The sequence below is a fragment of the Hymenobacter rigui genome (assembly GCF_003944715.1).
GTDB lineage: Bacteria > Bacteroidota > Bacteroidia > Cytophagales > Hymenobacteraceae > Hymenobacter > Hymenobacter rigui.
This window is the reverse complement of sequence record NZ_RWIT01000012.1, coordinates 119,800-131,326: the sequence shown is the minus strand read 5'-3', so window position 1 is coordinate 131,326 and position 11,527 is coordinate 119,800. Positions and strand designations below refer to the sequence as shown.

The following is an 11,527-nucleotide window of genomic DNA, read 5'->3' as shown; positions in this document are numbered from 1 at the left end:
GCCTTGCTCGCCCCAGGCTCGCGGCAGGCGGCCGCCACGCGGCTGCGCAAATCAAGCGAATACGGTTTCATATTCCATTCTACGCAGCTGCACGGAGCCAGGACGAACTGTTCACGAATCTGCTATAAGATGCCAAACATAAATGAATGTGAGTTAAATGGTGTCCGTATGAAATATATCTCGCTGCCAGAATTTGCGCAGAATTTAGGTAAATAGTGCGTAGCAGGTTTCTGACTCCTTAATTCAATTTTACTTTCACCCGCAGGGCCAGCAGGCCTTTTACGCCTTGTAGCTCTTCCAGCTCCAATTCCTCAATTTCGGGTTCCAGCAGGCCACGGTCCTGGAGGTAATCGATGTACTCGAAGTATTCATCGGCCTCGCGCTGCTGGCTGTACACCAGAGCAATCAGGCCGGGCTGGGTGAGCCGCTCCCCGGTACCAGCCACGGTGGCCTTGTCGATACGTTTCTTGATGATTTCGTAGCGGATGTTATAGGCTCCGTCCACGTCGAACTGGCGCTCATCCTGCCGGAACCGGATGCTCAGGGGCTGGCTGTGGATGAGGATCAGCTGGGTGGTATCCAGCGGCACGGGCAGGGTCGGCTTGAGGGCGGCGGTGCGTCGGGTAATTTCCACCATCACCAGTAGCTGCCACAGCCGCAGGTTTTTCAGGAAAACCAGGTCGAAGGGCTTGTCCTGCACCAAAGCGGCCCCCACGTAAATGTTATACTCCACGCCATCGGTTTTGAAGCGCTGGAAATAGTGCGGGAACATCTGCTGGGCCTTGGTATCCTCTTCATCGAGGTAGCTGCTGACGGCGTCGTTGAGCAGGGTGGTAGTTTCCTCGAAGGCTTTGCGGCGCTTGTAGAGTATACCCAGCTCGGGGTCGATGTGGGACCAGTATTGCTGGATGACGGGCTGCAGCTCCGGCGTATTCTGGCGCAGGTACTCAAACAGCGGCTCCATTTCGGTGCGAATGGACTCGAAGATGCTCACCTCGTCGCCGGTGAGGATGCCCTGGCGCAGGCGACGCAGGTTCTTGTTCACGTAAAACTTCAGCTCATCCAGAATCGGCAGCTGCTGAAACTCGGAGGCCTTTTTCAGCACCTTGCCGGCCAGGGTGAGGTGCTCAATCAGGTCGCCCTGAATGGCCTCGTTGCGGGCCGTGCTGCTGCCCCGGATGTCACTGGAGCCGTGCAGCGGGTACACATCATGGAACACGATGTCCTCCATTTCGGCCTGGCGGTTGCCGTCCTCCACTTTCTGCAGCAGGTTCTGGGCGGCATCGGTGAAGCGCCACTCCATAGTGGGGTGAATGGCCGTAAACTTCTCCTTGATGATGGCCTGCACACGCGTCTGAATATCCTCGGCGTTGCGCTTCACAGCCACGGCAAACAGGGGCAGAAACTGATTCACGTTTTCGAGGCTGAACTCGTTTAGGTCGCCCACGTTGGGGGAGCCCAGCTCCAGTAAACCCACCGTATCGTCGCCGTAGGGCAGCAAAGCCAGAATGGCCGAGCGGATGCCCAGGCTCAGAATCTGCTGGCGCAGATCTTCGGGGATGTCGGCCTGCTCCACGTCTTCCAGCACCAGCGGGCGGCGGTCCTGCCACAGGCGGCTGTAAATCTGCCGGAAGCCGGAGCTGGCATCGGGGTTGTGCAGCTGCTTGGTGAGGAAGCTGTGGTTGATTTTGCGGCCGAAGTCCACAAAGGCCTTCTTTTTCTCATCGTAGGCGGCAATGCCCAGCTGCAGAAACGGCTTGCCAAACAGTACCCGCAGCTTCTCCTGAATCTGCTCCAGCCGGTCGGAGGCCTGCAGCACGTCCCGCTCCAGCAAATCGTACTTCAGTTCTGAGAGTATTTCCTGCTCGGTTACATCTACCAGGTGCAGAATATTGAAGCCTACCAGTTCAAACCGCTCGGGCGGCAGCAGCTCCATCCACAGCTCGGAGCGGTGCGGGTTCCGACTCAGGAAATCCAGCTGTTCTGGGGTTAGCTCGGGCTTCTCGCCGTGCACCTGCACATCCAGGAAGGTCGAGTTGAACTCTACACCGTAGTGCCGGTACAGGCCAATGCTGTAATCGGGCACGGTAAAGATGATGGTACCCTGCAGCGGCAGCTTCACGCCGTATACCTTCTCCAGAATCAGCTGGTAGGCCATGCGCGTCATGTATCCTTCCAACTGCCGCATATCAATGTTGAGCGGCTGCTTGATGATGTTGCTGGCGTTCAGCAGCACCTCGGCAAAACGGGGGGTGTGGTAGAAGCTGTGACGCTGAAACGGCGCAGTAGCGCCAACAATGTCGGTGGCAAAAGAGGCTGGTGGAAAAACAGCCAGCATCAGGGTTTCCACCAAGTCACAGTTGCATTCCAGCAGCGTCAGGTCGGTGATGTTACCCCGGGCCCAGTCGGCGGCGGCGGCTACCTGCTGGCCTACCGAACGGGACAGCAGGGCAATACCTTCGTTAGCGGAATCCTCGCCCGCCCGCCAGTACGCAATCAGGGTTTCCAGACTCAGGGTGGTCCGGAAGGGAAAAGTGGGGGAAACGGCCGGAGTCGGTTCTTTCAGCATAACAGGAGGGGAAGCACATCGGCCAGGCACTTACAGCCGGCCGGGGCGCGTTAGGTTATACGGGAAAGCCAGTGAGCCGTTGGTACCGCACTAGGGCTTAATCAGTACCAGCGGCACCAGCCGATTTTCGCCGCTGGGGTCGGTGAGATTGAGGGGGCCGGAGTTGCCGTTCACGTACACTAGCTTGTTGGTGTTCTGGTAGCAGGTGCAGCATCCGTCGCCCTGCAGGCGGGTGTTGAGGGCCACGCTGTCAATTTTGTAGCTGAACAGCTTGGTTCCCCGGCGGGTAGGCGCCAGGTACACCTCATAGCGGTACTCGTTGAGGTTGCGGTTGCCGCTGCGGGTGAAAGGCGTAAGGTTGTTGATGACCAGCGTATCGCGCAGCTGCTGGGCGCGCGGGCCGCTGAAGGCCACGGTATCGGCTTTAGGACGCTGGGCCGTATCCTTGGGTACGCGCACCAGAAACACGTTGCGGATATCCCGGGCTCTGAAGCCTTTGCCGCTACCCGCCGTATCGGCGCTGAACTGCAGCTTCACCGCATCGGCGTACCGGTCGTTGCACTCACAGCCGACGGAGCCGCAGCAGGCCGCAACCAGTGCGGCAGTCATCAGAATACAAAACCAGGTAAGGAGGGTACGCAGCATAGCGCCGTAAAGATAGAGTGGTTTCATGGTTAGCGGAGGGTTCTGGCTCCGGGCAATAAAAAAGCCGGCCCACACAGTGGACCGGCCTGATAACGCTTTTGGATGGCAGCGTATTGAACCAGGTGCTATTCTTTCACGAAACGCTTGGTTTCGGCCCCGGTGCGGGTGGTAATCTTGAAGAAATAGGTGCCCGTTGGTAGGTCGGCTACCTCAAGGGGCTGGGAGTAGCTGCCCTTTTCCTGCCTGGGCTGCTGAGCCACAGTGCGGAGCGTGTTGCCGCGCCCATCGAGTAGTTCTATCGTCACGGGACCGGTCTTCGTAACGGTGTACGCAAGCTGGCTGGATGCGGCCACCGGGTTTGGATACACCTGACTGGCGGCCGGGGCTGGCGGAGTGGATGCGGCCGGATCAAGCAGCAGAAAGGCGGCAGGGCGGAAAAACCGCGCCACGCTGCCCGCCCGCCGCCGGTGCGGCTGAGAGGCTGTGGCCGTAGGGTAGCGCGTTGTAATGGCTTTGATGTCGGTAGTCCATTGTTCCTTCTGGGGTTTCAGCTCCTGCGAGAGGCGGGCAATGTCGGTGTCGTATTTCTGGGCCAGCTGTCCCACGCTTTGCAACAGTGTGCGGGTTTCGGTGCGCAGTTGCTGCAACTGTTGCTGCTGGGGCTCGGTGAGGGTCGGGCGGGTGGCAGGTGTGGCATCGGGCTGGGCTGGGTTGGCTGCGGCAAATGAGCGGCGCAGCTCTTGGCCGCGCTGCCGCAGGTCGTGGAGCTGGGCGCGGTACACGGCCAGCTGCGCCTTATCGGAGGTAGAGAGCTGGGCTTCCAGCTTCTGGCGCTGCCGGCGCACCGTGGGCAGCACATTCTGCTGCACGTACGCCCGGATTTCGCGGCGCGCCGGCTGGTCAGGGCCGGGTTGATGCGTGGGACGGGCAGAGGTTGCCAGCGAGGTAAAGGTAAGCAGTGCACTCAGTGCAAGAGTGGGTAGCAAAGCGGCTTTCATGCAGATAATACTAACAGGAAGAGGTACAGCAATGTGGCATTCAAGGGCATAGAGGGCAATAATCGGGAGAGGTTTAACGGCGGCCCGAAAAGGTCGGCCAAGCCGGGTTTTTCATCTGCGAATCCGCCATCTTGCAGTCAGTATGTCTACTGTTCTTGCTCGTTGCGCCGTCCTGCTGTGGTGCCTGCTGCCTTTTTCGCTTTGTGCCCAATCTGTGCCTGCCACAGCTCCCGTCCGCCCGGCGGCCAATCCATTCTGGCTGGAACAGCTCGTGCGGGAGTCTGTGGTGCTGCGCCGGCATAACGTCGGGATCTGCCTGACTGATGTAGCCACGGGCCAACAACTTTTTGGTCTGAACGAAGACCGGTACTTCACCCCGGCCAGCACCATGAAGCTGTTCAGCCTGTACGCCGGCCTGCAGCTGCTGCCCGACTCGCTGCCCAGCCTGCACTATGTACAGCGCCCCGATACGCTGCTGTTCTGGGGTACCGGCGACCCCACGCTGCTGCACGGCGACGTGCCCTCGCGGCGGGCGTTTACGTTTCTGCAGACGCGGCCAGAGCAGCTGTATTACGCGGCGGTGCCCACCGTTACCGCCTTCGGCCCCGGCTGGAGCTGGGATGATTACAACTACTATTTTCAGCCGGAGCGGGGGGCGTTTCCCATTTACGGCCACACGGTACGCTTCTATGGCAAAGCCGGTCAGCCCATGCCCCGGGTACTGCCGCGCTTTTTCCGCCCGCTTACGCAGCTGGCCCCGGCTGGTACGCCCAATCCCGCCCAGGACCATGTGCGCCGCCCGGAGCTTGAAAACCAGTTCCTGGTGCTCCCCTCGGCTACTAATTGGGTCGATGAAACCCCGTTCCGGACCAGCCCAGCCCTGCTGATGCAGCTGCTGCAGGATACGCTGCGGCGGCCCGTGCGCCTGGCGCCGCTATGCCTGCGGGCACAGGATTCCGTACGGACGCTGCGTGGGCTGCCGGTTGACTCCCTGTACCGCCGAATGCTGCGGGTGAGCGACAATTTTCTGGCCGAGCAGCTGCTGCTCATGTGCGCCTCCTCGCTTACCTCTGATTCACTGAGTACGGCCCGCGCTATCCGGGCGGTGCAGCAAAACTACCTCCGCGACCTGCCCGATGCCCCGGTGTGGGTAGATGGCTCCGGTCTGTCGCGCCTGAACCTGGTGACGCCCCGCGCTTTGGTAGGCCTGTTGCTGAAACTGCATCAGCAAGTGCCGGAGTCACGCCTGTTAAGCCTGCTGGCGGCGGGCGGGGGGCAGGGTACCCTGCGCCGGGTGTACCGGGACGCGCGCGGCCCCTGGCTGTGGGGCAAAACGGGCACGCTCACCAACAACCACAACCTGGTGGGCTACGTCCGTACCCGCTCGGGACGGTTGCTGGCGTTCAGCTTCCTGAACAACAATCACGTGGTGCCCACCGCTGACATCCGGCGGGAGATGGAACGGGTACTGACGCAGGTGCGGGAAAAACTCTGATTAACCACTCTGCAGACAGCCGTGCAGCGGTAGATATTGGCAGGGGTTTTTCCGAAAATGGGAAAGAGTAGATAGCACAGGTCATACCCGTTTAGGTTAGCTGGATAATATAATTCATATGTAAAAGCCTTATTTTTATTGTCTGATTTTCAGATATTTAATTAAATATTGGTTTCTTTTCTATGTGAACGGCTGCTTTTTCTGTGTGAATAGTTGAACCAGTTTAAAGGGGCGTTGGAGGAGGAATAACCCAAGTTCAACAGGAATACGGCCCAAAGCGGGAAAGCAGGTTCGGTGGTGCGGAAAGGGTAGGATAGCTTTGTCACAGTCAAACAGCAAAAGCCAGTTGCGGCTGTCTGTTGCTGATCCTTCTGTCCGCTGCAATCCAGCTCTACCTACCGCCGTATGTTCTGTTCTTTACACTCCCGGATTCAACTGCTCACCGTTGCTGCGCTGGCACTGCCGTTGGCAGTGGCGGCTCAAACCATCAGTTTTTTACCGACTTCCGGTTCCAGTGGCCGTACCCAGAGCAACGTGGCCGCTACGACGGTAACCATCACCGGGCTGGCCATTGATCTGACCACTACCAAATCGGTGATGCTGAACGGTTTGCCGATGCCGATTTCCGGTACGCCTACGGCCACCTCTGTTACGGTCACAGTGCCTCGCGAAGCTACTACGGGTAAAATCCGGGTCACCACGGCTACGGCAACGGCGCTTAGCGCTACCAGCTTCACTGTCACCCGCCCCTCCAACACAGGCAATATACGGCTGGCGTCATCCTCTCTCAGCTCCAGTGCTACTACCATCGACGTGGGTGATTACTCTACGGTGGCTACCGCCGACTTGGACAAGGACGGGCTGGTAGACCTGCTGGTGGGCGACGAATCGGGCAATATGTTCGTGTACGAGCAGACAACGGCTAACAGCACCAGCTCTTTCACCACGCGTACCCTAACGCTGACTGGCACCAGCACCCAAATAAACACCGGCCAGACCTATGCCAAGCCTACGGTGACGGACCTGAACGGTGACGGCCTCCTAGATCTGCTCATCGGTACCAATGATGGCCGCATCAAGCACTACATCCAGTCTGCTTCCAATGCTTACCAGTTCACCGATAATGGCTTCCTGGGTAACAGCGCCGGCACTGCAATTGATGCCGGAGCCATTGTGAAGCCTACTGTAACCGACCTAAACGGCGATGGTCTGCTGGACCTAATTGTGGGCGGTCAGGATGGCATGCTGTACCGCTACGTGCAATCCAGCGCCAACTCGTTCAATTTCACCATTCCGGCCTCGCCGGTAACCGTCAACAACGCTAGTGGTACTGCTCTGGATGTTGGCGACTTTTCGAAGCCGGTTTTCACAGATTTTGACGGTGACGGTCTATTGGATATGATTATCGGTGCGCAGGATGGCAATATCTACCGCTCCGAGCAGACGGCCGTTGGGGCTTTCACCTTCACCAACCCAGTATCTCTGAAGCTAGCCGATGGCACTACCGTAGCCAACGTGGGCACGTTTTCCGCCCCAGCCCTAGCTGACTTGGACGGGGACGGATACCTGGACCTGATTGTGGGTAACGCCGCCGGCACGGTTGGCTTGTATGAGGATGTTGTTTCGGCTTCCCGGCCGCTGCCCGTTACGCTTACCTCCTTCACTGGCACGGCTGCCGGCAGCGGCAACCAGCTGCGCTGGAACACGGCACAGGAGGTGAACAGTGCCAAATTTGTAGTGGAGCGCTCCGCCGATGGCAAAACCTACCAGACAGTAGCCGAGCTGGCCGCTGCCGGCAACAGCAGCACCTCCCGTACCTATCAGTACCTGGATGCCACCGACCTGCGCACGGCCTACTACCGCCTGCGGGAAGTGGATATTGATGGCACTGTATCCTACTCCTCAGTAGTGGTGGTAGCTCGCACTTCGGCTGTTGTTTCCGGCTTCTCGGCTTTCCCTAATCCCTTTGAAGCGGAACTGCTGGTGGGTCTGCCCGCCGGCACTGAAGCCCAGCCGACGGCCGTGAGCATCAGTACCCTGGCCGGCCAGACGGTGTACAGCCGCCAGCTCACGCTGTCGTCGGTAGCCCAGGCACTGCCGGGCCTGTCGGATCTGAAAAGCGGCCTCTACGTGCTGCGCCTGACCACTGCCGCCGGCAGCAGCACCCAGCGCATCGTACGCCGCTAGATATTGGTCAGCAACAACACAACCGGCCGCCCCGAAACTGTTTCGGGGCGGCCGGTTGGCGTTTGGGTATTGTCAATGGAAAGCTGCATGCTTAATACAGCACCCGGAACTTGATGGTGTGCTCCACCTCGCGCAGGGCTTGGATGACTTCGGGGGCGTACTGCTTGTCGATATCGGTAATCACGTAACCGATGTGCTCGTTGGTTTTCAGGTACTGGCCCAGGATGTTGACGTGGTGCGCGGCCAGCACGTTGTTGATGCGGGCCAGCACGCCGGGCACGTTGTGGTGAATGTGGATGAGGCGGTGAGCCTGCTGCTCGGGCAGCTGAATGTTGGGGAAGTTGACGCTCTGCTGGGTGTTGCCAGTGTTCACGTACTGCATAATGCGCTCGGGCACAAACTCGGCAATGTTGCGCTGGGCCTCGGCGGTGCTGCCCCCGATGTGGGGCGTGAGCAGCACGTTGGGCAGGTCCCGTAGCTCGCTCTCGAAGGCTTCCTGATTGGTTTTGGGCTCGTAGGGGAATACGTCGACGGCGGCGCCGCCCAGGTGGCCCGAGCGGAGCACGGCGGCCAGGGCCGGCACGTCCACCACGTGGCCGCGGGCGTTGTTGAGCAGCAGCGCGCCGGGCTTCATGAGGGCCAGCTCGCGGGCCCCGATGAGGTTGGTGTTTTCCTTGCGGCCGTCCACGTGCAGGGTCACGATGTCAGCCTGCTGCAGCAGCTCATCGAGGGTGCGGCATTTCACGGCGTTGCCCAGCTGCAGCTTCTCGGCCACATCGTAGTACAGCACCTGCAGGCCGATGGCCTCGGCCACCACTGACAGCTGCGAGCCGATGTTGCCGTAGCCCACGATGCCCAGCTTCTTGCCGCGCACCTCAAACGAGCCCCCGGCCGACTTATCCCACTCGCCGCGGTGCATTTTGGGGTTTTTCTCGGGAATGCGGCGGGCCAGCATGATGATTTCGCCCAGGGCCAGCTCCACCACCGAGCGGGTGTTGCTGAATGGGGCGTTGAACACGGCAATGCCTTTTTTCATGCAGCCGGTGAGGTCAATCTGGTTGGTGCCGATGCAGAACGCGCCCACCGCAATGAGGCGGTTGGCGGCTTCCAGCACCCGCGGCGTCACCTGGGTTTTGCTCCGGATGCCCAGAATGCTCACGCCCTCGATGCGGGCAGCCAACTCATCCTCGTCGAGGCCGCCGGGTACGCTTTCCACCTGGTAGCCTTCCTGGCGGAACAGCTCGGCGGCACGCGGGTCGGGGTTTTCGAGGAGCAGGACTTTGATGCGGTTCTTGGGATACGAAAGGGTCATCGGGAGCTTGTTCTGGTATAGAAATTCGTCGAAGGAGGGCAGCACTTCATCGGCGCGGGCCACCACGGCGTCGCGGGTCACGTTTTCGGTGAAGGCGTAGAAACGGTCGGCCAGGCCGGCTTCCCGGATCTGGTAGTCGGTGTAGCCGTCGCCGAGGGCGTACACGGGGCCGTGCAGATCAAGCTGGCGTAGCTGCAGAATCTTGCCGCCGTCCTGGCTGAGCGGGTTGGTGGCGTCGAAGCCCGTAATGCGGTCCTCGGCGTCGAAGGTGAAGGTGTTGGCCAGCACGTGGTCGGCGTCGATGCCGAACTCAGCCACCACCGGCTCAATGAACTCGCGGAAGCCGCTGCTCACGATGTACACCCGGCCCGGAAACTGCTCGAAGAAACCTCGGTTGCGGCGGATGCTCTCCGACACCTTGCCCTTCAGCCGCTCCACCAGCAGCCCGATATGCTCGCGCCGGGCCGGCAGCAGGGCCAGCCGCTGCCGCAGCGACTCCGAAAACTTCAGTTCCCCGCTCATGCCCCGGTCGGTGAGGGCGCGGATGGCGGCTACTACTTCCGCCCGGTTGGGCTGGCCGGTGAGGGCAATATCGGCCAGCTCGTCGAGGCCTTCTACCTGGGTAAACGTGCTGTCAAAATCAATGATGAGGTAGGGGAGTGGTGCGGGGTTGTCGGGCATCATGGGGGCAAGGTAGGGGGCCGCGGGCAATAGCGCGCAAGTCGGCCCCGGCTCATTCTACGATTTCCAACCAAAAAGTATGGCCGGGGCCATCGGCGCAAGTGAATTTTACGAGTAGCTTGGGCCATGCAACTGCTCGTCCTCCTGCTTGTGCTGCTGCCAGGCCCGCCCGCGCCGGCTCCCGCGGTGACGTTTCACCGGATTTCGGCCGCCACCTACGCCCAGGCCCACCGTGCGGCCCGGTCGGTGAAAGTGCCCACTACCTTCCCGGTAAAAGCCCGCAACGGGCAGTTGGTCATCCCGACCACCGCCGGTTCCCAAACCTTCCGCGACGTGGTGATTGACGAAAAAGCCATTGCCAACGGGCATGGGGAGGAGGAAACGACTCACTACACCTACCATGGCTTTCTGCCAAGCTTCCAGCGGCATGTGTTGGAAGTAACTTTCTACGAAACCAGTGAGTGGTGGCTGATCAGCCCCGAAGGCCGGCGGCTGACGCTGTACGGCCGGCCGGAATACGCGCCCGGTCAGCAGAGTGTAGCCACTATCTGCCCGGGGTTGGAATACAGCGGCGGCCAACCCAACAGCGTCCAGCTTTTTCGGCTGCAGCAGGGCGTACTCCGGCCGCTCTGGGAAGTGCGGCCTACCAGCTGGGAGCCGCAGGAGCTGTTCTGGACGGATGCCAATACGCTGTACCTGAAGCGGCGGGAGTTTCCGCTGGGGCAGGAAGGCCCCGTGTCGTACTGGAAGCTAACGGTGGCAGCAACAGCCAGATAATCAAGATGCAACCTGCAGCGGGCTTCCTGGCTTCTACCAGTAGAAGGCGCTTGTTGCCCGCTGCCATTCCTCATTCTGCTGCTTATGAAACGTATTGTACTATTCACACTATTTGCCGGTTTGGCTACGGCTGCACAGGCTCAGCAAACGGAATTCTCCGTGCAGGCTACGTCAGGGTATTTTGGCTACCGGGGCGAATCGGCGACAAACACCTCGCAGCTGATTTTATCCGATGTGGCCCAGATTCCGCACTACACCAATAACCCGTATGGCAACCGGTTTACGCTGTCGTACGGCGGAGCGGGACAGGTGCAGCGGGTAACGGCCGGCGGACTGCTGATGGGGGTGCAGGCCGGCTACGAGTGGCTGCGCAGCCGGGTGAACATTGACCGGCTATATGGCGACATTCCAAGCGGCGACGCGGCCAGCGGCCACGCTATTCTGACCAACAGCTCCATTCAGGCCCACGGATTTATCGGGTGGCGGTTTCGGGTCCGGCAGATGGAACTCGATGCTACACTAGGCCCGGAAGTAGGATTCCGGCAACACCTGCGGGAAAAGGCAGAAGCTACGAACGGAACCAGCCGCTACACCACCGATACGGAGCGGTACGCCAGCGGCACCCCCGACGTGCGAGCCCGCCTCAACCTGACGGCCTATTATCACCGCTTTGGGGTGGCTGTGGGCTACTCCCACGGCCTAAGCAACTACCGCGCGGGCTTCGTAGGCGGCACCAACGACCTGTACAGCCGCATGCTGCGCCTGGGTTTGGTTTGCCGCCTCGTAAAAAGCTAACCAGCAAGCCGGCAACCCGGGTGCGAAGCCCGCCGTATATTCCTTGCAAGCCTGCAGGTTGGCTCAAA

The 11,527-nt window shown here is 60.3% G+C and carries 9 protein-coding genes; 5 read left to right on the top strand and 4 right to left on the bottom strand.

Features of this window, described 5'->3' with window-relative positions:
• Positions 1–216 (top strand): hypothetical protein (locus EI291_RS23045; RefSeq protein ID WP_205701626.1); only part of this gene is annotated, 216 nt, incomplete at its 5' end.
• A gap of 22 nt (positions 217–238) precedes the next feature.
• On the opposite strand, the gene EI291_RS17700 is transcribed toward EI291_RS23045, so the two are convergent.
• From EI291_RS17700 to EI291_RS17690, 3 genes are all read right to left on the bottom strand, one after another.
• On the bottom strand, positions 239–2,569 hold the full coding sequence (locus EI291_RS17700) for a GAF domain-containing protein (protein ID WP_125423107.1): 2,331 nt from the start codon (positions 2,567–2,569) through the stop codon (positions 239–241).
• A gap of 90 nt (positions 2,570–2,659) precedes the next feature.
• Positions 2,660–3,214, bottom strand: coding sequence for a hypothetical protein (locus EI291_RS17695; protein ID WP_125423104.1), 555 nt, complete (start codon positions 3,212–3,214; stop codon positions 2,660–2,662).
• A 125-nt stretch (positions 3,215–3,339) separates the two neighbouring features.
• Positions 3,340–4,212 (bottom strand): T9SS type A sorting domain-containing protein, encoded by an 873-nt coding sequence (locus tag EI291_RS17690; RefSeq protein ID WP_125423101.1) that lies wholly within the window; start codon positions 4,210–4,212, stop codon positions 3,340–3,342.
• A gap of 214 nt (positions 4,213–4,426) precedes the next feature.
• Here EI291_RS17690 and EI291_RS17685 point away from each other — a divergent pair, with 214 nt between their 5' ends.
• Positions 4,427–5,707, top strand: coding sequence for a D-alanyl-D-alanine carboxypeptidase/D-alanyl-D-alanine-endopeptidase (locus EI291_RS17685; RefSeq protein ID WP_170172708.1), 1,281 nt, complete (start codon positions 4,427–4,429; stop codon positions 5,705–5,707).
• 405 nt (positions 5,708–6,112) lie between these two features.
• A complete protein-coding gene (locus EI291_RS17680; protein WP_125423095.1) occupies positions 6,113–7,894 on the top strand; it encodes a T9SS type A sorting domain-containing protein in 1,782 nt (593 codons plus the stop codon).
• A 91-nt stretch (positions 7,895–7,985) separates the two neighbouring features.
• Here EI291_RS17680 and serA read toward each other — a convergent pair whose 3' ends face one another.
• Entirely contained in the window at positions 7,986–9,887 is a 1,902-nt protein-coding gene (gene serA / locus EI291_RS17675; RefSeq protein ID WP_125423131.1) for a phosphoglycerate dehydrogenase, read from the bottom strand.
• Between the two features lie 126 nt (positions 9,888–10,013).
• On the opposite strand from serA, the gene EI291_RS17670 reads away from it, so the two are divergent.
• Together EI291_RS17670 and EI291_RS17665 are read left to right on the top strand one after the other, a co-directional pair.
• Positions 10,014–10,664: a hypothetical protein gene (locus EI291_RS17670; RefSeq protein WP_125423092.1), complete on the top strand. Its 651-nt coding sequence runs from the start codon at positions 10,014–10,016 to the stop codon at positions 10,662–10,664.
• 84 nt (positions 10,665–10,748) lie between these two features.
• Positions 10,749–11,459: a hypothetical protein gene (locus EI291_RS17665; protein WP_125423090.1), complete on the top strand. Its 711-nt coding sequence runs from the start codon at positions 10,749–10,751 to the stop codon at positions 11,457–11,459.
• Positions 11,460–11,527 lie beyond the last annotated feature (68 nt).

Bases quoted from the DNA above. Each gene is read 5' to 3' on its own strand.
- EI291_RS17665 (WP_125423090.1), top strand. From the start codon at position 10,749: ATGAAACGTATTGTACTATTCACACTATTTGCCGGTTTGGCTACGGCT.
- EI291_RS17695 (WP_125423104.1), bottom strand. From the start codon at position 3,214: ATGCTGCGTACCCTCCTTACCTGGTTTTGTATTCTGATGACTGCCGCA.
- EI291_RS17680 (WP_125423095.1), top strand. From the start codon at position 6,113: ATGTTCTGTTCTTTACACTCCCGGATTCAACTGCTCACCGTTGCTGCG.
- serA (WP_125423131.1), bottom strand. From the start codon at position 9,887: ATGCCCGACAACCCCGCACCACTCCCCTACCTCATCATTGATTTTGAC.
- EI291_RS17700 (WP_125423107.1), bottom strand. From the start codon at position 2,569: ATGCTGAAAGAACCGACTCCGGCCGTTTCCCCCACTTTTCCCTTCCGG.
- EI291_RS17690 (WP_125423101.1), bottom strand. From the start codon at position 4,212: ATGAAAGCCGCTTTGCTACCCACTCTTGCACTGAGTGCACTGCTTACC.
- EI291_RS17670 (WP_125423092.1), top strand. From the start codon at position 10,014: ATGCAACTGCTCGTCCTCCTGCTTGTGCTGCTGCCAGGCCCGCCCGCG.